This window comes from Micromonospora sp. WMMD1076, from assembly GCF_029581475.1.
In the GTDB taxonomy this organism is placed as follows: Bacteria; Actinomycetota; Actinomycetes; order Mycobacteriales; family Micromonosporaceae; genus Micromonospora; species Micromonospora aurantiaca.
Map to the genome: position 1 here is coordinate 1,419,199 of NZ_CP120862.1, position 21,204 is coordinate 1,440,402.

The 21,204-nt window shown below is 73.2% G+C and carries 24 protein-coding genes and 1 riboswitch; of the genes, 14 read left to right on the forward strand and 10 right to left on the reverse strand.

The features are described 5' to 3' along the window. The 3 genes from O7622_RS07015 (at position 1) to O7622_RS07025 (ending at position 1,103) form a co-directional block, all read left to right on the forward strand. On the forward strand, positions 1 to 270 hold the full coding sequence (locus O7622_RS07015) for a hypothetical protein (protein WP_282312450.1): 270 nt from the start codon (positions 1 to 3) through the stop codon (positions 268 to 270). A gap of 214 nt (positions 271 to 484) precedes the next feature. Continuing rightward, entirely contained in the window at positions 485 to 793 is a 309-nt protein-coding gene (locus O7622_RS07020) for a WXG100 family type VII secretion target (protein ID WP_282312452.1), read from the forward strand. 28 nt (positions 794 to 821) lie between these two features. After that, complete coding sequence (locus tag O7622_RS07025) at positions 822 to 1,103, forward strand: WXG100 family type VII secretion target (protein WP_282312453.1); 282 nt, start codon at positions 822 to 824, stop codon at positions 1,101 to 1,103. 61 nt (positions 1,104 to 1,164) lie between these two features. Here the strand turns inward: O7622_RS07025 and mycP are convergent, their stop codons facing one another. Both mycP and O7622_RS07035 read right to left on the reverse strand, forming a co-directional pair. Continuing rightward, entirely contained in the window at positions 1,165 to 2,403 is a 1,239-nt protein-coding gene (gene mycP, locus O7622_RS07030) for a type VII secretion-associated serine protease mycosin (RefSeq protein ID WP_282312455.1), read from the reverse strand. A gap of 56 nt (positions 2,404 to 2,459) precedes the next feature. After that, positions 2,460 to 2,801, reverse strand: coding sequence for a helix-turn-helix domain-containing protein (locus O7622_RS07035; RefSeq protein ID WP_120571957.1), 342 nt, complete (start codon positions 2,799 to 2,801; stop codon positions 2,460 to 2,462). A gap of 167 nt (positions 2,802 to 2,968) precedes the next feature. On the opposite strand from O7622_RS07035, the gene O7622_RS07040 reads away from it, so the two are divergent. Next, positions 2,969 to 3,622, forward strand: a complete 654-nt coding sequence (locus O7622_RS07040) for a carbonic anhydrase (protein WP_282312457.1) — start codon at positions 2,969 to 2,971, stop codon at positions 3,620 to 3,622. 58 nt (positions 3,623 to 3,680) lie between these two features. Here O7622_RS07040 and O7622_RS07045 read toward each other — a convergent pair whose 3' ends face one another. The 3 genes from O7622_RS07045 to O7622_RS07055 form a co-directional block, all read right to left on the reverse strand. Then, positions 3,681 to 4,709, reverse strand: coding sequence for a hypothetical protein (locus O7622_RS07045; RefSeq protein WP_282312458.1), 1,029 nt, complete (start codon positions 4,707 to 4,709; stop codon positions 3,681 to 3,683). 3 nt (positions 4,710 to 4,712) lie between these two features. After that, a riboswitch (cyclic di-AMP (ydaO/yuaA leader) is annotated at positions 4,713 to 4,844 on the reverse strand. 154 nt (positions 4,845 to 4,998) lie between these two features. Beyond that, entirely contained in the window at positions 4,999 to 6,273 is a 1,275-nt protein-coding gene (locus tag O7622_RS07050; RefSeq protein ID WP_282312460.1) for a YibE/F family protein, read from the reverse strand. A gap of 154 nt (positions 6,274 to 6,427) precedes the next feature. Then, a complete protein-coding gene (locus tag O7622_RS07055; RefSeq protein WP_282312461.1) occupies positions 6,428 to 6,727 on the reverse strand; it encodes a metal-sensitive transcriptional regulator in 300 nt (99 codons plus the stop codon). 80 nt (positions 6,728 to 6,807) lie between these two features. On the opposite strand from O7622_RS07055, the gene O7622_RS07060 reads away from it, so the two are divergent. The 4 genes from O7622_RS07060 (at position 6,808) to O7622_RS07075 (ending at position 10,540) form a co-directional block, all read left to right on the forward strand. Then, positions 6,808 to 7,014: a heavy-metal-associated domain-containing protein gene (locus tag O7622_RS07060; RefSeq protein ID WP_282312463.1), complete on the forward strand. Its 207-nt coding sequence runs from the start codon at positions 6,808 to 6,810 to the stop codon at positions 7,012 to 7,014. Positions 7,015 to 7,050: 36 nt separating this feature from the next. After that, entirely contained in the window at positions 7,051 to 8,025 is a 975-nt protein-coding gene (locus tag O7622_RS07065; RefSeq protein WP_282312464.1) for a hypothetical protein, read from the forward strand. A 17-nt stretch (positions 8,026 to 8,042) separates the two neighbouring features. After that, positions 8,043 to 10,298, forward strand: a complete 2,256-nt coding sequence (locus O7622_RS07070) for a heavy metal translocating P-type ATPase (protein ID WP_282312465.1) — start codon at positions 8,043 to 8,045, stop codon at positions 10,296 to 10,298. Between the two features lie 68 nt (positions 10,299 to 10,366). Continuing rightward, positions 10,367 to 10,540, forward strand: a complete 174-nt coding sequence (locus tag O7622_RS07075) for a CsbD family protein (RefSeq protein ID WP_282312466.1) — start codon at positions 10,367 to 10,369, stop codon at positions 10,538 to 10,540. Positions 10,541 to 10,606: 66 nt separating this feature from the next. On the opposite strand, the gene O7622_RS07080 is transcribed toward O7622_RS07075, so the two are convergent. The 3 genes from O7622_RS07080 to O7622_RS07090 form a co-directional block, all read right to left on the reverse strand. Continuing rightward, positions 10,607 to 11,857, reverse strand: coding sequence for a sigma-70 family RNA polymerase sigma factor (locus tag O7622_RS07080; RefSeq protein WP_282312467.1), 1,251 nt, complete (start codon positions 11,855 to 11,857; stop codon positions 10,607 to 10,609). Further along, entirely contained in the window at positions 11,854 to 12,216 is a 363-nt protein-coding gene (locus O7622_RS07085) for a YciI family protein (RefSeq protein ID WP_282314067.1), read from the reverse strand. Before O7622_RS07085 ends, O7622_RS07080 begins: the two co-directional genes overlap by 4 nt. 101 nt (positions 12,217 to 12,317) lie before the next feature. Continuing rightward, complete coding sequence (locus O7622_RS07090; protein ID WP_282312468.1) at positions 12,318 to 13,508, reverse strand: DUF2786 domain-containing protein; 1,191 nt, start codon at positions 13,506 to 13,508, stop codon at positions 12,318 to 12,320. Between the two features lie 205 nt (positions 13,509 to 13,713). Between O7622_RS07090 and O7622_RS07095 the strand changes: the two genes are divergently transcribed. Beyond that, positions 13,714 to 14,082, forward strand: coding sequence for a hypothetical protein (locus O7622_RS07095; RefSeq protein WP_282312469.1), 369 nt, complete (start codon positions 13,714 to 13,716; stop codon positions 14,080 to 14,082). A 25-nt stretch (positions 14,083 to 14,107) separates the two neighbouring features. Here O7622_RS07095 and O7622_RS07100 read toward each other — a convergent pair whose 3' ends face one another. Next, the gene (locus tag O7622_RS07100) at positions 14,108 to 14,533 is read right to left on the reverse strand and encodes an ATP-binding protein (protein ID WP_282312470.1); all 426 of its coding nucleotides are present in this window, start codon (positions 14,531 to 14,533) and stop codon (positions 14,108 to 14,110) included. A 38-nt stretch (positions 14,534 to 14,571) separates the two neighbouring features. After that, on the reverse strand, positions 14,572 to 15,327 hold the full coding sequence (locus tag O7622_RS07105; protein WP_282312472.1) for a methyltransferase domain-containing protein: 756 nt from the start codon (positions 15,325 to 15,327) through the stop codon (positions 14,572 to 14,574). A gap of 85 nt (positions 15,328 to 15,412) precedes the next feature. Between O7622_RS07105 and O7622_RS07110 the strand changes: the two genes are divergently transcribed. The 5 genes from O7622_RS07110 to O7622_RS07130 all read left to right on the forward strand — a co-directional run bounded on the left by O7622_RS07110 (position 15,413) and on the right by O7622_RS07130 (position 21,127). Beyond that, a complete protein-coding gene (locus O7622_RS07110; protein WP_013283796.1) occupies positions 15,413 to 15,631 on the forward strand; it encodes a hypothetical protein in 219 nt (72 codons plus the stop codon). Positions 15,632 to 16,288: 657 nt separating this feature from the next. Then, positions 16,289 to 16,378 carry a K(+)-transporting ATPase subunit F gene (kdpF, locus tag O7622_RS07115; protein WP_036343797.1) on the forward strand — a complete coding sequence of 30 codons (90 nt, stop codon included), beginning with the start codon at positions 16,289 to 16,291 and terminating at the stop codon, positions 16,376 to 16,378. Continuing rightward, complete coding sequence (gene kdpA / locus O7622_RS07120; protein ID WP_282312473.1) at positions 16,378 to 18,033, forward strand: potassium-transporting ATPase subunit KdpA; 1,656 nt, start codon at positions 16,378 to 16,380, stop codon at positions 18,031 to 18,033. Before kdpF ends, kdpA begins: the two co-directional genes overlap by 1 nt. Positions 18,034 to 18,053: 20 nt before the next feature. Further along, positions 18,054 to 20,246: a potassium-transporting ATPase subunit KdpB gene (kdpB, locus tag O7622_RS07125; RefSeq protein WP_282312474.1), complete on the forward strand. Its 2,193-nt coding sequence runs from the start codon at positions 18,054 to 18,056 to the stop codon at positions 20,244 to 20,246. Further along, positions 20,246 to 21,127: a potassium-transporting ATPase subunit C gene (locus O7622_RS07130; protein ID WP_282312475.1), complete on the forward strand. Its 882-nt coding sequence runs from the start codon at positions 20,246 to 20,248 to the stop codon at positions 21,125 to 21,127. Before kdpB ends, O7622_RS07130 begins: the two co-directional genes overlap by 1 nt. Positions 21,128 to 21,204 lie beyond the last annotated feature (77 nt).

The window sequence follows — 21,204 nt, forward strand, 5'->3', positions numbered from 1 at the left end:
ATGGAAACCCTGCTCTTCTCGTTGTTGCTGTACGTCCTGCTGACCATCCCGGTCTTCGTGGTCCTGATGCTGTTCGCCGCGCTGACCCGCTCGGCGCGGCTGCGGCGGGCCGCCGAGGTGGTGTCGCTGAGCACCTGCGCGGCGCTGCTGGTGCTGTCGTTCCAGCGCGCGTTCGAGAAGCCGATGCTGTGGGCCGTGGTGGTGCTGCTGGTCGCGGTGCTGGTCTTCGGCGTGTCGACGATCGTCAGATCCGCACGTGAGCGGCCGTGACCTCGACTTCGACCGTCCACCTCGTACTGATGCCCGCGGATCGCGTCTGTCGACAGTGGGATGTCGGAATACGACTATGGGACGGCAGGGCTGCGCGGGTTGGACATCGTCCGCTACGGTTCGCATGAAGTGTCCGTCGGTGGGGTGTGTACGCCTTGCCGCGGGGGAGGGCGCGGCGGAACCGCCGCCACAAGATGACGGAAGGGTGTGAAGCATGGCGTTCGAGGTCAGTGCAGCGAGTCTGCACACCGCCGCGAGTGACGTGCGGTCCACGCGCAGCGACGTCGACGGCGAGCTCAAGAAGCTGTGGAACGTGGTCGACGACCTGGCGATGGCCTGGAAGGGCCAGGCGTCCACGGGCTTCCAGAGCCTGATGACTCGCTGGAACGAGGACACTACGAAGCTGCTGACCGCGATGGACAACATCGCGGACCTGCTCGACAAGTCCGGCACCACGCACCAGGTCAACGACGAAGAGCAGCAGCAGATGCTGGACAAGTTCCACGCTGCTCTCAACCCGTGATCCGCGAAGACAGGCAGAGGAGGAATCGATGAGCATCAAGGTTGATTACGCTGTTCTGGAGAGCAGCAACCAGCAGATGCAGGCCATCTCGCGGATCATCGACGAGAAGCTCGACACGCTGCGGGCGATGCTGAGCAAGCTCGAGTGGGAGGGCCAGGACCGGGTCGCCTACGAGCAGCACCAGGCCCAGTGGGACGCCGCCGTGCGGGACATCAACAAGGTCCTGAACGAGATCGGCGGTGCCGTGGGCATCGCGCGCGAGAACTACATGACCACGGAGATGAGCAACTCCAAGGTCTGGGGCAACTGACCCCCGACCGGTCCACGGCGGCTCCGCTCCGGCTCGTGCCGGACGGAGCCGTCTTGTGTCGTCAGGCGTCCTGCGGGACGTCGCGGCGGCCGGGACGCCACCCGCGCCGCCGTCCGCGTACCAGGATTGGGCGCGACGTCAGCAGCACGCCGGTCAGCAGCGCGCCGACGACAGCGACCCAGATCGCGACGGTGCGCTGCCAGGCCAGCGGGTCGGCGGGCGGCGCCGGTGGCGGCATCGCGCCCAGCGGCGGGTCCTCCCGGGTGCCCAGCAGGCTGGTGACCGCCCGGTACGGGTTGACCATCCCGAAGCCGACGTCGGCGTTGTGCCCGTCGGGCGGGTTGTCGGCGGTACGGGTCAGCCGGTAGGCGACCTCGTCGGCGCTGATGTCCGGGTGTGCGGCCCGCACCAGCGCGGCCACCCCGGAGACGTACGCGGTGGCGAAGCTCGTCCCGCCCTGCGGCTCGGCCCGGTAGCCCGATCCCTGCGGTGCGGGCCCGACGATGTTCAGGCCGGGGCCGGCGATGTCCACGTAGTCCCCGCTGACCGAGCTGCCGACGTGCCCGCCCTGATCGTCGATCCCGGCGACGGCGACGACACCGTCGTACGCAGCCGGATAGGCGGGCCGGTCCTCCCGGTTCTCCTGCCGGTTGCCGGCGGAGGCGACGACTACCACGTCCTTGCCGAGCGCGTACTGCACCGCGGACTTCAGCGCCGGGTCGTCGAGCGTGACCAGGGACAGGTTGATCACGTCGGCGTCGTGGTCGACCGCCCAGCGGATCGCCTTGCCGATCTCGGCCGGCACGTCCGGGTCGAAGTTCTCCTTGTTCTCGGCCAGCACCCGCAGCGGCAGGATCTTCGCCTCCGGCGCGATCCCGGTGTACGGCGAGCCGGTGCCCTCCCGGCCGGCGATGATGCCCGCGACCATGGTGCCGTGGCCGACCAGGTCGCACTGCCCCTTCAGGCGGACGAGCTGGTTGAAGTCCTCACCCGGCAGCACCCGCCCGCGCAGCAGGGGATGAGCGGGCGAGACCCCGGAGTCGATCACCGCGACGGTTATCCCCGCGCCCTTGCCGATCCGCCACGCGGCGGCCGGGTCGAGGCGGCTCAGCGCCCACGGCACCTCGGTGGGCGCGGGGCCGCCGGCCGGGCCGCACCTCGGGGCGGCCTGCGCGGGCGCGGGCACCGCCAGCGCGCCGCCGAGCAGGGCGGTCACCGCCGCTCCGGAGAGGACGGACCTGATCCGGTGTCCGGCCCGGACGCGTCCCGTGGTCGCGGCCGGCCGCAAGCTGTCGCGCACGCGGTGAGATTACCCGCCGCGCCCGCCCGCGCGGGCACACGTGGTGCCGGCCCGGGTCACCTGTCGGCGGTGGCGTCCCCGGCCGGCTCGGCGGCGAACAGGGCCAGCAGGGCGCCGACCTGCTGGTCGGCCTCGGCCGGGTGCCGGAAGCGGCCTTTCGGGTTGATCGTGTACTCGTTGCGCCGTCCCACCCGCGTACGACGCAGGTAACCCCCGGCCTCCAGGTCGGCGACGATGGCCTGGGCCGCCCGTTCGGTCACGCCCACCTCGTCTGCCACGTCCCGCAGCCGGGCGGTGGGGTTGCGTGCGATCGCCAGCAGCACGTGGCCGTGGTTGGTGAGGAAGGTCCAGTTACGGCGGCTCCCGTCCTCAACTGGTGTGGTCGCCATGGTGGTCATGCTATGGCCACCGCCGCCACCGGCCCGAATCGGCGCGGGCCGGGGCGGGCGGCAACGGGAAAGTATGAAATGCGTATCACGAATCTTGACGTGTCCTGAGGTGCGTGTGACCGTGGGTCGCGAGGCCGTTCGGCCTGGTGGTTCCCCAGGTAGACGAGGTGAGGGACATGACGCCGAGCACCCCGGAGCAGGCACTGACCGAACTGCGTGCCGGTAACCACCGGTTCGTCACCGGCGTCCCGCAGCATCCGAACCAGGACGCCGGGCACCGGGCGGCGGTCGCGGACGGCCAGCATCCCTTCGCGGTGATCGTCGGCTGCTCCGACTCGCGGCTCGCCGCCGAGATCATCTTCGACCGCGGTCTCGGTGACCTCTTCGTGGTGCGGACGGCCGGGCACACCGCGGGGCCGGAGGTGCTCGGCAGCGTCGAGTACGCGGTCACCGTGCTCGGCACCCCGCTCGTGGTGGTGCTCGGGCACGACTCGTGCGGCGCGGTCCAGGCCGCCCGGGAGGGGTTCCGGACCGGCGCCGCCCCGGTCGGGCACCTGGGCGCGGTGGTGGACGCGGTCTCGCCCAGCCTGCTGCGCGCCGCCCGCCAGGGCGTGGACGACCTGGACGGCATCGTCGACGTCCACATCGCGCAGACCGTCGAGACGCTGCTGGCCCGGTCCGCCGTGCTGGCCGAGCGGGTGGCGGCCGGGCGGTGCACGGTGGTGGGCATGTCGTACCGGCTCGCCGGCGGCGAGGTGCGGACCGTGGCGCAGTCCCCGGCTCCGCTGCCCGCTCCGGCGGCGCCCGCCGACCCGGCGCTGGCCGGCTGACACGCACGGATGACGAAGAAGGGCCGCCCTCGGGCGGCCCCTTCTCGCTGTGCCCGGGTCAGAGCATCGACATGTGGACGTGGTCGGTGTGGTTCGAGGGTCCGCTGTACGAACTCCAGCCGGTGGCCGGGAACCAGATCTGCCGGTTCCAGATGACGTAGTAGATGCCCAGCCGGTCGGCGTTGCGGATGAGGAAGGCGGCCACCTCGTTGCCGTACCTGCGGGTGTCGTTGTTGTGCCAGGCCGCGAAGCCGCTGTTCTGGAGCGACCAGTCACACGCCTTGCCCTTGGGGTGCTCCCACGGCCCGCCGGGCCGGTAGCAGCCCACGAAGCGCTTGAAGCCCGCGCGCCGGACCTCCTTGTACGCGTGCAACGTGCGCGGCGTGACGCAGCCCGAGGTGGTCGGGTCGTCCTCGCTGCACGACTCCGCCTTCCACCCGCCGTCGGCGGTACGGCCGGGGCCGATCTTGGCGACCGGTGAGGTGGCGGAGACCAGGCCGCCGGTGAAGCCGAGACCGCCGACGAGCTTCAGCGCGCGCTCGGCCTGCACCTTCTCGCGCTCCATCGCGTTCTTCTGCTTCTCCTGCTCGCGCACCTCGGCGTCGAGCGCGATCTTGGCCTGCTCGGCGCGGGTCTTGACCGCGTTGATGGCGGCCAGGCGCTGCGCGTTGAGGAGGTTCAGCTCGTCCAGGGCGTTGACCCGGCGGACGAACGAGTCGGGCGAGTTGCTCTCCAGCAGCATCGCCATCGCGCCCATCCGGCCGGTCCGGTAGGACTGGGCGGCGAGCTGGTTGACCTGCGGGCTGAGCGCTTCGAGCTCGGCCTGTGCCGTCCTCACCTCGGCCGCCAGCCGCCGCTGGCGGTCCTGCGACTTGGCGAGCTTCGCCTTGGCCTGGAGGAAGGCCCGGTTGGCGGCGTCGATCGCCTCGGTGATGAGCGGCGGTTCGCCGTCCTCCTCGTGTCCCGAGGGGGTGCCGGGGGCCGCCGCGGTGGGGGCCGCGGTCGCCGGGGTCGGCCCGGCCAGCACGGCCAGCGAGGCCAGCACGGCCACCACGGGTGTCAGCCAGCGGCGCAGGGGTGCCGTCACAGTGTTCCCTTCCGTCGGCCGCCGACCGGGTTAGCTGACGGGTTCGGGACGGAAGTGGCCCCTACCGCTGTCGCGGATTCACCCCATGTACCTGGTTCCCCGGCTCGCCCGCGGGCGATTGGGCGGCGGCACCGCTGGCGCCGGTGCGCGCCTTCGGCGGTGACCGGCAGCGAGGTTACCTGACAGCACTCCTGAGGATCTACGTCCGGAAGCCGACCAATAGCGAGATTTCGCCGTGGCGCACCGTGACCAGCGTCGCGTTTGAAATCGATGGTCACGCTGCGGAGTGTCACCATGCGGCCTCCGTGCTCTTTCCGCCGCCCAGGGCCTCCAGCGCGTCGTGGCGTCCGGCCGGCGGCCGGGCCGCGGGTGGCGCAGGCTCCGCGCCGCCCGAGCGCCGCCCGGCGGTGGTCACGATCGCGGCCAGTCCGGTCGTCAGCGGTACGGCGGCGATCAGGCCGAGCGTCGCCACCGCGCTGCGGACGATCTCCTGGGCGAGGAACTCGCTGGTGAGGATCTCGCTCACCGGGCGGGAATCGGCGACCAGGAGGAGCAGCAGCGGCAGCGAGGCGCCCGCGTACGCCAGCACGATGGTGTTGACTGTGGATGCGATGTGGGCCCGGCCGACCCGGGTCGCCGCCCGGTAGAGCTGCCGCCGGGACAGCCCGGGGTTGGCGTGCGCCAGTTCGGTGACGGTGGCCGCCTGGGTGACTGTGACGTCGTCCAGCACGCCCAGCGAGCCGATGATGATGCCGGCCAGCAGCAGCCCGTGCAGGTCCACGCCGCCCTGGAACATGGACAGCGTGGTGGCGTCCTCGCTGCCGAAACCGGTCAGGTGGGTGGCGGACGTGGCGAGCAGGCCGAGCACGCCGGTGACCACCAGGCTGCCGAGCGTGCCGAGCACCGCCACCGACGTCTGCGCGGTGATCCCGTGGGTCAGGTAGAGCACCACGAACATGATCAACGCGGCGCCCACGATCGCCACCAGCAACGGTGGCTGGCCGGCGCCGATGCCCGGCAGCACGAAGCCGAGGAGGATGGCGAAGCTGGCCACCAGGCCGCCGAGCGCGGCGAGCCCGCGCCAGCGGCCGAACGCCACGATCGCGGCGGCGAACAGCACCATCAGCCAGATCAGCGGCGTACCGCGCTGGTGCTCGGCGATGTTGTAGGACTTCACCGCCGGGTCGCCCGGGTCGGTCAGCTCGACCAGGACGACCTCGTCGCCGACCGCGACCCGGGGTGCGCCGGGCCCGGCCGGGATCGGCGTCTCGACCTGCCGGCCCGCGTCCGGGCCCTGCTCGGCGGTGACTGTCACAGTGCCGCAGGGGCCACCCCCGCCGTCCGGCGCCTCCGGGGTCGGCGGGCAGGGCTCGGTGACCACACGGGTCACTGTGCCGTGGTAGCGGGGGACGTCCGCTCCGCCGACCGGCTCCCGGTCCTGCCGGGGCCAGAGCACCAGCGTCGCGATCACGGTGAGCGCGAACAGCGGCACCACCACGGCGACGAGCAGCCGTCGTACGCCCGGCGGTGCGGCGGGTGCGGGGCGGGTGTGGTCGGCACCCATGGCGTCTCTCCCAACGGTCGCGGCGACGCCTGGTCCGCCGGACCGGTCTGGTCACCCGGCCGGCGCGGACGTGTCGACCACGTCCGGGTCGTCGCCCGGCCATGGTAGGCGGCCCGGCCGGCCGCTCCCGGACGCCGCGACCGGAGGTCTCCGCTCAGCCGCGCTTCATCAGGCGGCCGACGGCGGCCATCATCTCGGTCGCCATCTCGTCGGCCCGGCCCTCGGCGGCGCCCTCGTGCATGCAGTGCCGGGCGTGCCCGTCGAGCAGGCCCAGCCCGACCTTGTCCAGCGCCGCCTGGATGGCCGAGATCTGCGTCAGCACGTCGATGCAGTAGCGGTCGTCCTCGACCATCTTCTCGATGCCACGGACCTGGCCCTCGATCCGGCGGAGCCGGCCGAGGAGTTGGTCCTTGCTGGCGGTGTAGCCCCGGGTCGGGCTGGACGGCGCGGTCATGAGACCGAGGATAGCGTACCCCTCGGGGGTATGCTAACGTTCCGAACGTACCCCTAGGGGGTATCAGATCGGAGGGCGAGATGGAGACCACCTACCAGGTGAACGGCATGACCTGCGGGCACTGCGTCAACTCGGTGAGCACCGAGCTGAGCGCGCTTCCGGGCGTCACCGACGTCCAGGTCGACCTGGCCGGCGGCCGGGTCACCGTCACCAGTCAGAACCCGCTGGACGCGGACGCGGTCCGCGCGGCGGTCGACGAGGCCGGCTACGACCTCGCCGGTGCGTGACGGGTCCGGCGGACCCGCGACAACCGAGGAGACACCATGAACACGGCGACGAAGCTCAGCGGCTTCGCGCTCGGCCTCGTGGCGGTGTTCGGCGCGGCGTACGGGATCGGCAACCTGGCCGATCCCGTCACGCCGGCCGCCGAGACCCGCCACGACGACAGCGACCACGGGGCCGGCGACGCCGGTCACGGTGACGAGAGCCACGCGGGCGGCGCCCCCGCGCACCTGCCCGGCGGGCTGCTCGTCTCCGAACGCGGCTACACGTTCCAGCCCGCCGCCGCCCCGGCCGGGCAGTTCGCCTTCCGGATCACCGGCCCGGACGGCGCCCCGGTCACCCGCTTCGAGGTGGCCCACGACAAGCGCATGCACCTGATCGTCGCCCGCCGGGACCTCTCCGGGTTCCGGCACGTCCACCCGGAGATGACCGGCGACGGCACCTGGCGGGTCGCCTCGCCGCTGGGCGGCCCCGGCGTCTGGCGGGCGTTCGCCGACTTCACACCCGAAGGCGGGGAGCCGCTCACCCTCGGCCTGGACGTCACGGTCCCCGGGGAGCTGACCGCCCGGCCGCTGCCGGCACCGGCGACCAGCACCACAGTCGACGGCTACACGGTCACCCTGACCGGCACACCGGAGCCGGGCCGGACCAGCCGGCTCACGCTCTCCGTCAGCCGTGACGGGCGGCCGGTCACCGACCTTGCGCCCTACCTCGGCGCGTACGGGCACCTGGTGGCGCTGCGGCAGGGCGACCTGGCGTACCTGCACGTGCACCCGGAGGGCACGCCCGGCGACGGGCGCACACCGGCCGGTCCGGCGATCACGTTCGCCGCCGAGGTGCCCTCGGCCGGGGCGTACCGTCTCTACCTGGACTTCCGGCACGGCGACGCGGTGCACACCGCCGAGTTCACCGTCCTGGCCGGCGACCAGACCGCGCCGCCGCCCGCCGCGCCGGCATCCACCACCGCACCGACCCCGGACGCCGGACACGGCACCCCGGGGCACGGGCACAGTTGAGCGCCGGAGGTGCCGCGATGACTGCCACGGGAAAGGCGCTGCCCACCGCGCCGAACCTGATCGAACTGGCGATCGGCGGGATGACCTGCGCGTCCTGCGCCGCCCGGATCGAGAAGAAGCTCAACCGGATGGACGGCGTCGAGGCCACGGTGAACTACGCCACCGAGAAGGCCACCGTCCGGTACGCCGACGACATCGCGCCGGCCGACCTGATCGCCACCGTCGAGAAGACCGGCTACACCGCCGTGGTGCCGCCGCCGCCCGAGCAGGCGGAGACGGCAGCGGCCGGGGAGCCGGTGGACGAACTGCGCACGGCGCGTACCCGGCTCTGGGTCTCCGCCGTGCTCACCCTGCCGGTGATCGTGCTCGCCATGGTTCCGGCCTGGCAGTTCGACTACTGGCAGTGGGCCTCGCTCACGCTGGCCGCCCCGGTGGTGGTCTGGGGCGGGCTGCCGTTCCACCGCGCCGCGCTGGTCAACCTGCGGCACGGCGCGGCGACCATGGACACGCTCGTCTCGCTCGGCACGCTGGCCGCGTTCGGCTGGTCGCTCTGGGCCCTGTTCCTCGGCGACGCCGGCATGCCCGGGATGACGCACCCGTTCAGCTTCGACATCACCCGCGGCGACGGCGCCGGCAACATCTACCTGGAGGCCGCCGCCGGGGTGACCGTGTTCATCCTGGCCGGGCGGTACTTCGAGGCCCGCTCCAAGCGCACCGCCGGATCGGCGCTGCGCGCCCTGCTCGAACTCGGCGCCAAGGACGTGGCGGTGCTGCGCGGCGGGCAGGAGACCCGGATCCCGGTCGGCCGGCTCGCGGTCGGGGACCGGTTCGTGGTCCGGCCCGGCGAGAAGGTCGCCACCGACGGCGTGGTCGAGGAGGGCACCTCCGCTGTCGACGCCAGCATGCTCACCGGCGAGTCGGTGCCGGTCGAGGTCGGGCCCGGCGACCCCGTGGTCGGCGCCACGGTGAACGCGGGCGGCCGGCTGGTGGTCCGGGCCACCCGGGTCGGCGGGGACACCCAGCTCGCCCAGATGACGCGGCTGGTGGAGCAGGCGCAGACCGGCAAGGCGGCGGTGCAGCGGCTCGCCGACCGGATCTCCGGTGTGTTCGTGCCGATCGTGATCGCGCTGGCCGCCGGCACGCTCGGCTGGTGGCTGGGCACCGGCTCCGGGCCGACCGCCGCGTTCACCGCCGCGGTGGCCGTACTGATCATCGCCTGCCCGTGCGCGCTCGGCCTGGCCACCCCGACCGCGCTGCTCGTCGGCACCGGACGCGGCGCGCAACTCGGTGTGCTGATCAAGGGGCCGGAGGTGCTGGAGTCCACCCGCCGGGTCGACACAGTGGTGCTGGACAAGACCGGCACCGTCACCACCGGCCGGATGGCGCTGGCCGAGGTGCTGCCCGCCGACGGCGAGGACGCGGCCGAACTGCTCCGGGTGGCCGGCGCGCTGGAGGCCGCCTCCGAGCACCCGATCGCGCGGGCCGTCGCCGAGGCCGCGGTCGAGGCCGGGCCGCTGCCGGCGGTCGGCGGGTTCGCCAACGCCGAAGGGCTGGGCGTGACCGGCACCGTCGACGGCCGGACCGTGGTGGTCGGCCGGGCCTGGCTGCTGCGGGAGCGGGGTCTCGACGTACCCGAGGAGGTCGAGCGGGCCGCGGCCGGCGCGGAGGCCGCCGGGCGGACGGCGATCCTGGCCGGCTGGGACGGGCGGGCCCGGGGCGTGCTCGCGGTGGCCGACGCGGTGAAGCCGACCAGCCGGGCGGCTGTCGCGCGGCTGCGTGAGCTGGGCCTGAAGCCGGTGCTGCTCACCGGCGACAACACCACCGTGGCGAAGGCGGTGGCGGCCGAGGTCGGCATCGACGAGGTGATCGCGGAGGTGCTGCCCGCCGACAAGGTCGACGTGGTCGAGCGGCTCCAGCGCGAGGGCCGGGTGGTCGCCATGGTCGGCGACGGGGTGAACGACGCCGCCGCGCTGGCCCGGGCCGACCTCGGGCTGGCCATGGGCACCGGCACTGACGCGGCCATCGAGGCGGCCGACCTGACGCTGGTCCGGGGCGACCTGATGGCCGCCGCGGACGCCATCCGGCTCTCCCGGCGGACGCTGGCGATCATCAAGGGCAACCTGTTCTGGGCGTTCGCCTACAACGTCGCGGCGCTGCCGCTGGCGGCGGCCGGGCTGCTCAACCCGATGCTCGCCGGGGCGGCGATGGCGTTCTCGTCGGTGTTCGTGGTGGGCAACAGCCTGCGGCTGCGGCGCTTCCGCCCGATCGGGTGAGGGGGGTTGAGCCGGTGGCCGGCGGGGTAACCAGTTGTCGTCAGGCAACCGCATCAGTGGAGGTCATCATGGGTCTGGACGACAAGATCGACAACACGTCGCAGGACGCCGCGGGCAAGGTCAAGGAGGGCATCGGCCGGGCGACCGACAACGAGCGCCTCGAGGCCGAGGGCCGCAACGACCAGGCCGGCGCCAAGCTCAAGCAGGCCGGCGAGAAGATCAAGGACGCCTTCAAGAGCTGAGTACGCGACGCACACACACCACCGGGTCGGCCCACGGGCCGGCCCGGAGTGCTGTCCAGGCGCGGGTCAGCGCGGCCGGTCACCGGCCAGGCGCGCGGCCCGTACCTCCAGATGACGCCGCTCCGGCAGGCTCGTGGTGGCCCGGGCGGCGGCCAGGTACGCGGCCCGGGCCTCCGTACGGTCACCGGCCATGTCGAGCAGGTGCGCGCGGACGGCGGCGAGCCGGTGGTGGCCCGCGGTCCGGTCGTCGGCGTCGAGCGTGGCCAGCAGCGACAGCCCGGCACGCGGGCCGTCCACCATGGCCACCGCGACGGCCTGGTTGAGCGTGACCATCGGGTTCGGCGCGACCTGCGCGAGCACCCGGTAGAGCGCGACGATCTGCCGCCAGTCGGTGTCCTCGGCGGTGGGTGCCTCCGCGTGCACAGCGGCGATGGCCGCCTGCACCTGGTACGGCCCCGGCGCCGACCAGGTGAGCGCCTCGGTCACCAGCGCCACCCCCTCGGCGACGGCGTCCCGGTCCCATCGGCTGCGGTCCTGCTCCGCCAGCGGCACCAGCTCACCGTCCGGCCCGGTACGGGCGGCCCGGTGCGCGTCGGTGAGCAGCATGAGCGCCAGCAACCCGGCCACCTCGCCGTCGTCCGGGAGCAGCCGTCGCAGCTCCCAGGTCAGCCGGATCGCCTCTCCGGTCAGCTCGGCCCGGTGCAGCACCTCGCCGCTGGACGCGGTGTAGCCCTCGTTGAAGACCAGATAGAGCACCCGGAGCACGGCGCCCAGCCGCTCGTCCCGGTCCGCCGGGGACGGCAGCGTGAAACGCGCGCCGGACGCCTCGATCCGCTGCTTCGCCCTGCGGATCCGCTGGCTCATCGTCGCCTCCGGCACCAGGTACGCGCGGGCGATCTCGGCGGTGCTCAACCCGCCCACGGCACGCAGCGTGAGCGCCACCTGCCCGCTGACCGGCAACGTCGGATGGCAGCAGAGGAACAGCAGCCGCAGAGTGTCGTCCCCGCTGGGCCGCTCCTCGTCGGCGGGCGGCGCGACAGTCGCGTACGCGGGCTGCCGGACCGCCACCGCCACCTCGCGTTCCCGGCGGGCGCGCTCGCTGCGCCACTCGTCGGTGAGCCGCCGGGTGGCGACTGTGACCAGCCAGGAGCGGGGACGGTCCGGCAAGCCCTGTTCCGGCCACTGCACGGCGGCGGCGAGCAGCGCCTCCTGCACGGCGTCCTCGCAGGCGTAGAACTGGCCGTGGCGGCGGACGAGCACGCCGAGGACCTGCGGCGCGAGCGTGCGCAGCAGGTCCTCGACCACAGGTCCTGTCACATCTCCGTCCCGGCCTGCTCCATCACCGCGCGCACCTCCAGCACGCCGAAACCGTGCCGTACGTCCGGCCAGCGCGCGGCGATCTCGGCGGCCCGCTCCGGGGTCTCGCAGTCGACCGTCAGGTAGCCGGCGAACTGCTCCTTGCTCTCCATGAACGGCCCGTCGGTGACCTCGACGCCGCCACCGGCGGCCGGGCGGGCCGTACGGCTCTGCGAGGGGTGGGCGAGCGCCTCGCCGCCGACCAGCTCGCCGGACTCGGTCAGCTCCTTCATGATCTCGTCGACCTCACCGAAGACGGCTGTGCGTTCCGCCTCGGACAGCTCCTCCACGAAGCCGGGCCGGTTCCAGATCAGCAGCATGTACTTCACGGTGCACTCCTCGGGTGCGGGCCACCGGCGGTGGCGCCTCGCAGACGGGTCGGAGCCGGTCCGCCCGATCCGACATCATCCCCCGGGAAAGGTCAGCGGCCCCCGCGTAGCGGACGGCGTGCCGGGCGGCCCGGGTCGAGCGAGGCCCGGTCGGCCGCGCTGGTGCCGGAGACCCAGCCCTGCTCGTCACGCACCTGGAGGCGGTGCCGGGTGGTGCCCGGAAAGAGCTGGTCGACGCGTTCCCGGACGGCGTTTGAGCGGGCCGCGAGCACCGGCAGCAGCCGGTCGTCGTCGAGTTCCTCGGCCGCCGCCGTGCTGGCCGCGCGCAGCCGGTCGCCGATGCGCAGCGCGAACGCGTTGAGGAACGACTCGTCGTACCCCTTGGTGCGCCGCCCGCCGGCCCTGCCGCGCTCGCCCCGGCCGCGCAGCATCCCGGCGGTGGCCTGCACGAGCAGCGAGGTGTGCAGCAGCTCGACAGCCGACAGGTCGGCCGGGAAGCCGAGCACTGTGGCGAAGCCCAGGTCGTCGGACCAGACCGACTCGCACCGGTTCGCCGCCGCGACCTCCTGGATCAGCAGCGCCTTCGCGGCCGCGTACGGGGCGTCGACGCCGATCCGCACGCCACCCGGGCCGCCGGACCGGTCGGCCCCGGCGTCGAGCAGCGCCGCGTCGATGCTGTGCCGGGCCATCAGCTCCTGCGCCTTCGCGGTGAACGCCTCCGCCTCGGCCGGGTAGCCGGTCGACTCGGCCTTCGCCAGCAGCGCGCGTACCCGGTCGAGCATCCGGGAACCGCTCGGTGTCGCGGCGGCCAGGGCGGTGCCCGCCGAACCGGGTGGCGGCCGGAGCGCCGCGATCGGCGGCAGCCCCGCCACCAGGACGGCCGCGTCGACCGCGTCCCGCAGCGCGGTGATCCGGTCCCCGTCGGCGCGCCGGTTCAGCCAGCCCGCGTCGTCGTCCCAGCGGGCGCCCGTGTCGGTGAGCTGATCGTCGAACCAGGCCGGTACCGGCGCGGGCAGCGTGCGCCGCTGCGCGGCCATCGCGTCGCGCAGCAGCCGGGCGCCGCGCGGGGTGAGCCGCCGGACGGCGAGCCGATCGAGGTCGGCGGGCTGCCAGCCACGCGGCCAGAGCCGGCCCACGTCCCGCGTGAGCCGGGCGAGCAGCGCCGCGTCCACCGCCGCGCCGTCGGCCACCACGAGCCCGTCGAGGGCTCGCTCGGCAGCGCGTACGTCGGTGGCGCGTGCGGTCGCGACGGCGGCGTCGAGCAGTCGCTCGGCTGGTGACACGGGTGGCTCTCCCTGAACTCCGACAGGCGGCAGGTCGCCCACCCCGGCACCGACGGTACCCGGCCCGCCCGTTCAACCGTCCGGGCCCGGCGTCCGTACTCCTGCCCGGAGCGGGGCGGCGCGACGGACGGAGATCGACGTGGGCGGGCATGACCGGGGGCTGCACCGGCGACGACGGAGGCCGCGATCACCGCGGGTCCTGGCGGTGGTCCTGGTCGGGGCCGTGCTCGCCGCCGGCGGGTACGCCGCCCGGCACCCGGACCTGCTGGACCGCATCGACGTGCGGCGGACCGTGCGGGCGGTGGCACCGAGCGCGCCCGCGCCGGACGCGCGTCCCACGCCGACGCCGGTCCCGGCGGCCGGCCGGGTGGCCCCCGGCATCGGCTACCCGGCCCGGGGCGACGGCACGTTCCGCACCGCCGACACGGTCGGCGCGGTCGCCGGCCGCTCCGGTGAGCTGCTGCGCTACCGGGTCGCCGTGGAGGACGGCATCCCGTGGCCGCTGGTGGACGGCGAACCGCTGTCCGGGCCGTCCGGCCAGTACGACGACCCGATCCCGGCCGGGGACCGCTGAGCCCTCGCCCGGCGGTCCCCGGCCGTCACCGGGAGAACGAGGCCCAGATGTTCTTGGTCTTCTCGGTGGCGTACCACCCGACGTCGAGCGAGACCGACTGGGCCAGGAACAGACCCCGCCCACCCGAGTCCGTGGGACTGATGCCGGTCAGCTCCGGCACGGTGCGCACGTCGTGGTCGGCCACGTCGAGCAGGAACCGGTCATCGGTGGTGAGCAGCGTGATGATGGTCGGCGGCCGGCCGTGCCGCAGCGCGTTGCTCGCCAGTTCGGTGGCGACCAGCACGACCAGGTGCGGCACCTCGTCGAGGTCCGCACCCTGCACCAGGCCGTGCCGGTTCAGCGCGTCACGGAGCGAGGCGCGCAGCCCGCGCAGATCCTCGGGACTGTCCAGCACCCACCGCTCCAACTCCGAGGCCTGTGGTGGCGGCGGCGAGGTGCGCAACTGTCCCATGATCTGTCTTTACCCTGCGTAGCCGTTCGCTAAGCAGGTCAGCGCCGCAGCAGCGCGAACACGCCCCACCCCAGGTACTCGCGCTGGAAACGGACGTACCGCAGCGGATCCCCGGTCAGCTCCCGCCGCAGCTCCGGGGCCAGTTCGTCGTCCGGGTTCGCGTCCAGCCAGCGGCGCAGGTTCAGCCAGTGCGCGGCGGCGTACCGGTCCCAGCTGTCCTGGTCGGCGAGGACCATCTCGACCAGGTCCCACCCGCACGCGCCGAACGACTCGACCAGGCCCGGCAGGTCGGTGAACTCGTCGCGGGACCGGGCGTGCGAGCCGGCGACCGCCTCCTCGTCCGGCGGGTCACGCCGCCAGTAGGGCTCGCCGACCAGCGCCATGCCGCCCGGCCGCAAGGCCCGGTCGAGCAGCTCCAGCGTCCCGGGCACCCCGCCGCCGATCCAGGTCGCGCCGACGCAGGCGGCCACGTCGACCGGCCGCTCCGGGGTGTACGCCGCGGCGTCGCCGTGCACGAACCGTACCCGGTCGGCCACGCCGAGTCCGGCGGCGCGTTCCCGGGCGGCGGCGGTGAACGCGGTACTCAGGTCGACCCCGGTGCCGGTGATCCCGTGGTCGCGGGCCCAGGTGCAGAGCAGTTCGCCCTTGCCGCTGCACAGGTCGAGCAGCTCGTCGCCGGGGCGCAGCCGGATCGCCCGGCCCAGCGTGGCCAGCTTGACGTCGTCGAACGGGTTGAGGATGCGCAGCTCGCCTTCGCGGATGGTGAACTGGCGCGGCAGGTCCGGTGGGGTCATCCGTGGAGGGTGCCGCCGCCCGGTGACGCGGAGCAACGGAATTCCGGTCTGGGCCGGTCCGGGTCTCCTGGGGTACGGTCACCGCATGGTGGTCGAGGAACACTGGTGGAACGGCGTCAGCAACCCTCGCGGACGGCGCGACGTCTACATCCGTACCGACGGAAGCCAGTGGCAGGTCCAGGCGCAGATCGGCGGGGCGAGCGGCCGGTCCCGGATCCAGCAATGCCCGAGCCGCGGCTCGGCGACGATCCTGGCCGGGGCGTGGCGCGCGAGCGGTTCCGGCTGGCGCGAGATGCCGCGCTGACCTCACGCTCAGTAACGAGGCCCATGCGCCGCGCGACCGGCGAGTGCCCCCGGCCGCTGAGACCGGCGCCTCGCCGCTCGTGACTGCCGCGCCGCGGATGAAGGCGGCGTGAGAAGCCCGGCCCGCCCGTATGCCCCGCGAAGGCCGTACTGACGGGGGAGGCGGACGTGGGACGAGATCGTTCGTACGGATCCACCAGATTCCGGGTCGCAGTGGTGGCCGACCTGCGCGCGGTCGCGGCGGTGGCCGCGTTGGGCGCGGCGGTCTTCGCCGGGTAGCTGGCGCACCACCACGGCGAGCTGACCGGCCCGGGCGACGCCTGGTCCCGGGCCGTGCCGATCGGATTCGCCGCGGTGCTCGGCCCCGGGTACCGGCACCTCCGGTCGATCGGTGGCGAGGCTGATCCGGTGACCCGGATCACCGGCCGCGGAGGCGGCGTGAAAAGCGCGTCAAGAAACCGCGGCCGCGCGTGACGGTCGCGTCAAAGCCCCTGTCCGTCCGGCGGATACGGCGTTGTGATTGCCCGGCGCGGCCGGGAGGCGGTCGCGAGGACATCTTCCGCTAGGAGAGATCCGCCGTGTCTGACGTGCTGTTCGTGTTGCTGACGGTGGGGCTGTTCGCGGCTCTCGCCCTCGTGGTGAGGGGCGTGGAGAAGCTGTGAGCGCCGTCAACGCCGTCGGCCTGGTGCTGGCGATCGGCCTGGGCGTGTTCCTGGTCGTCGCCCTGCTGTTCCCGGAGCGCTTCTGATGAGCATGACGACAGCCGGCGTGCTCTTCGTCCTGTCGCTGGTGGCGGCGCTCGTCGCCGTGCACCGGCCGTTCGGCGACCACATGCACCGCGTGGTCGCCGGAACCCGGTCGTCCCGGGCCGAGCGGGGGATCTACCGCCTGGTCGGGGTCAATCCGGCCGCCGAGCAGACCTGGGGCGTGTACGCCCGCTCGGTGCTGGCCTTCTCGGCCGTCTCCCTGCTGTTCCTGTACGCGTTCCAGCGCCTGCAGAGCCACCTGTGGCTCTCGCTCGGACTCGACCCGGTGGTGCCGCACGGCGCCTGGAACACCGCTGTGTCGTTCGTGACCAACACGAACTGGCAGTGGTACTCGGGTGAGTCGACGATGGGCCACCTGGTGCAGATGGCCGGCCTGGCGGTGCAGAACTTCGTCTCGGCCGCAGTCGGCATCGCCGTGGCGGTGGCGCTGGTCCGGGGCTTCGCCCGCGGCCGCACCGGCGAGCTGGGCAACTTCTGGGTCGATCTGACCCGGGTCACGCTGCGGATCCTGCTGCCGGTCGCGGTGCTCGGCGCGCTCGCGCTGATGCTCGGCGGCGTGGTGCAGAACCTGTCCGGCGGCACCGACGTGACCACGCTGACCGGCGGCACCCAGACCGTCACCGGCGGGCCGGTGGCGAGCCAGGAGGTCATCAAGGAGCTGGGCACCAACGGCGGCGGCTTCTACAACGTCAACAGCGCCCACCCGTTCGAGAACCCGACCGCGTGGACGAACTGGCTGGAGATCTTCCTGATCCTGGTGATCCCGTTCAGCCTGCCCCGGGTCTTCGGCCGGATGGTGGGGCAGAAACGGCAGGGCTACGCGATCGTCGCCGTCATGGCGATCCTCGCGCTCGCCGGCATCACGCTCACCAACGTCTTGGAGCTGACCGGCGACGGCACGGTGCCGCAGGCCGTCGGCGCGGCGCTGGAGGGCAAGGAGGTGCGCTTCGACGTGTCGAACTCGGCCACGTTCGCGGCGGCCACTACGCTCACCTCGACCGGCGCCGTCAACTCGTTCCACGACTCGTACACCGCGTTCGGCGGCATGATGACGCTGGGCCACATGATGCTCGGCGAGGTCGCGCCCGGCGGCGTCGGCACCGGCCTGTACGGGCTGCTGATCCTCGCGGTGATCACGGTGTTCGTGGCCGGCCTGATGGTCGGGCGCACGCCGGAGTACCTGGGCAAGAAGATCGGCTCGCGCGAGATCAAGTTCGCCTCGATGTACTTCCTGATCACCCCGGCGCTGGTGCTCGCCGGCACCGCCGCCGCGTTCGCCACCGGCAACGCCTCGACAGTGCTCAACGCCGGGCCGCACGGACTGTCCGAAGTGCTCTACGCGTTCACCTCGGCCGGCAACAACAACGGCTCCGCGTTCGCCGGCATCACGGTGAACACGCAGTGGTGGAACATCGCGCTCGGGCTCTGCATGCTGCTCGGCCGGTTCCTGCCGATCATCTTCGTGCTCGCGCTGGCCGGCTCGCTGGCCCGCCAGCGGCCCACGCCCGCCTCCGAGGGCACCCTGCCGACCCACCGGCCGCTGTTCGTCGGCATGGTCGTCGGCGTCACGGTGGTCCTCGTCGCGCTCACCTTCCTTCCCGCGCTCGCGCTCGGCCCGCTGGCCGAAGGGCTGTGACCACCATGAGAGACAAGGACATGACAGCACCTCTCCAGACCGCCGGCGCGCCGGTCGTCGGCGACACAGCGGCTCCCGGCACGCCGGGCCGCCGCGACGACCGGGTCGGCGGCGGACTGCTCGACCCTCGCCAGTTGCTCCGGTCGTTGCCGGACGCGCTGCGCAAGCTCGACCCGCGCACGCTGTGGCGCAACCCGGTGATGCTGATCGTGGAGATCGGCGCGCTGTTCACCACTGTGCTCGCGGTCGCCGACCCGTCGGTCTTCGCGGTCGCGATCACCGCCTGGCTCTGGCTCACCGTGATCTTCGCGAACCTGGCCGAGGCGGTCGCCGAGGGGCGCGGCAAGGCGCAGGCCGACACGCTGCGCCGGGCCAAACAGGACACCATCGCCACCCGCCTGGTCGGCTGGACACCGGGTGCCGCCGCGACCGCGTACCGGGACGAGGCGGTGCCCGCGCCGCAACTGCGGCAGGGTGACGTCGTCCTGGTCGAGGCCGGGCAGGTCGTCCCCGGCGACGGCGACGTGGTGGAGGGCATCGCCAGCGTCGACGAGTCGGCGATCACCGGCGAGTCCGCCCCGGTGATCCGGGAGTCCGGCGGCGACCGCAGCGCGGTCACCGGCGGCACCCGGGTCCTCTCCGACCGGATCGTCGTCCGGATCACCCAGAAGCCGGGCGAGAGCTTCATCGACCGGATGATCGCGCTGGTCGAGGGCGCCAACCGGCAGAAGACGCCGAACGAGATCGCGCTGAACATCCTGCTGGCCGCGCTGACGATCATCTTCCTGCTCGCCGTCGTCACGCTCCAGCCCATGGCGATCTTCGCGAAGGGCTACCAGGCCGCCGCGCCGGACACCGCGGCGATCACCGACTCCGGCGTCACCGGCGTCGTCCTCGTGTCCCTGCTGGTCTGTCTCATCCCGACCACCGTCGGCGCGCTGCTGTCCGCGATCGGCATCGCCGGCATGGACCGGCTCGTGCAGCGCAACGTGCTGGCGATGAGCGGCCGGGCGGTCGAGGCGGCCGGTGACGTCGACACGTTGCTGCTGGACAAGACCGGCACGATCACGCTCGGCAACCGGCAGGCCGCCGAGTTCCTGCCGGTGACCGGCGTGGACGCGGCCACGCTCGCCGACGCGGCGCAACTGTCCAGCCTGGCCGACGAGACCCCCGAGGGCCGCTCGGTGGTGGTGCTCGCCAAGAACGAGTACGGGCTGCGCGAGCGTGAGCCCGGCCTCGTCCCGCACGCCACGTTCGTGCCGTTCACCGCGCAGACCCGGATGAGCGGCGTCGACCTCGACGCCGACGGGGGCGTCCGGCGCGTCCGCAAGGGCGCGGCCGCCGCGGTGATGAAGTGGGTACGCGACAACGGCGGCCACCCGACCGCGCAGGTCGGTGAACTGGTCGACGCGATCAGCGGCACCGGCGGCACGCCACTCGTGGTGGCCGAGCACGTGACCGGGGAACCGGCCCGGGCGCTCGGCGTCATCCACCTCAAGGACGTGGTCAAGGCCGGGATGCGGGAGCGCTTCGACGAGATGCGCCGGATGGGCATCCGTACCGTGATGATCACCGGTGACAACCCGCGTACCGCGAAGGCGATCGCGGACGAGGCGGGCGTGGACGACTTCCTCGCCGAGGCCACGCCGGAGGACAAGCTCGCGCTGATCAAGAAGGAACAGGAGGGCGGCCGGCTCGTCGCCATGACCGGCGACGGCACCAACGACGCGCCCGCGCTGGCCCAGGCGGACGTCGGCGTCGCCATGAACACCGGCACGTCGGCCGCGAAGGAGGCCGGCAACATGGTCGACCTCGACTCCGACCCGACCAAGCTGATCGAGATCGTGGAGATCGGCAAGCAGTTGCTGATCACCCGGGGTGCGCTGACGACGTTCAGCATCGCCAACGACATCGCGAAGTACTTCGCGATCATCCCGGCCATGTTCGCCGGCATCTACCCGTCGCTGGACCGGCTCAACATCATGCGCTTGGCGAGCCCCGAGTCGGCGATCCTCTCCGCCGTCGTCTTCAACGCGATGGTCATCGTGGCGTTGATCCCGCTGGCCCTGCGCGGCGTGCGCTACCGCCCGGCCGGCGCCTCGACGCTGCTACGCCGCAACCTCCTGCTCTACGGCCTCGGCGGCATCGTGGTGCCGTTCGCCGGCATCAAGCTCATCGACCTGCTCGTCCAGTTCGTCCCGGGGATCTCGTGATGCGCCTTCCCAGTTGGCTCTCCCAGCACCTGGCCGCCCTGCGCGCGGTGCTCGTCTTCACCGTCCTGCTCGGCCTCGTCTACCCGCTCGCCCTGGTCGCCGTGGGCCGGCTGCCCGGCCTCGACGGCAGGGCGGACGGCTCACTGCTCACAGTCGGCGGCCGGACCGTCGGCAGCTCGTTGATCGGCCAGTCGTTCACCGACGCGGACGGCAACCCGGTCCCGCGCTACTTCCAGTCCCGCCCGTCGGCGGCCGGGGACGGCTACGACCCGACCGCCACCGCGGCGGGCAACCTCGGCCCGGAGAGCGTGGTGGACACGCTCACCGGCGACGAGGAGACCTCGGCGCAGAGCCTGCTCACCCAGGTCTGCGCCCGCAGCAAGGCGGCCGGGGAACTGGACGGCGTGGACGGGCGGCGCCCGTACTGCACGCCGGACGGGGTGGGCGCGGTGCTCGCCGTGTTCCGCGCCGACGGCCTCACCGGCCGGATCACCCGCGTGGTGAGCGTCAACCAGGCCGCGCCCGCGACGCCGTTCGTCACCACCTGGGAGGGCGTACCGGTGGAGGCGGCGCAGCCCGGCCACGACTACGTGGCCGAGGGTGGCATCGTCAGCCCGGTACGCGGAGACGCCCCGGCCCGGCCCGCCGTGCCGGCCGACGCGGTCACCGCCAGTGGCAGCGGCCTCGACCCGCACATCTCCCCGGCGTACGCCCGGATCCAGGTGGCCCGGGTGGCGCGGGAGCGCGGCGCGGACCCGGCGGCGGTACGGCGGCTGGTCGCCGAGCACACCACCGGCCGGGCGCTGGGCTTCATGGGCGAGCCCGGTGTGAACGTGCTGGAACTCAACCTCGCGCTGGACGAGGCGTTCCCGGCGCGCTGACGGAGGCGTTAAGAAGGGCCCCCTTCACCTCGCGAGGCGTTAACAGGGGGCCCTTCCTTGCACTCGGGGAGGATGGG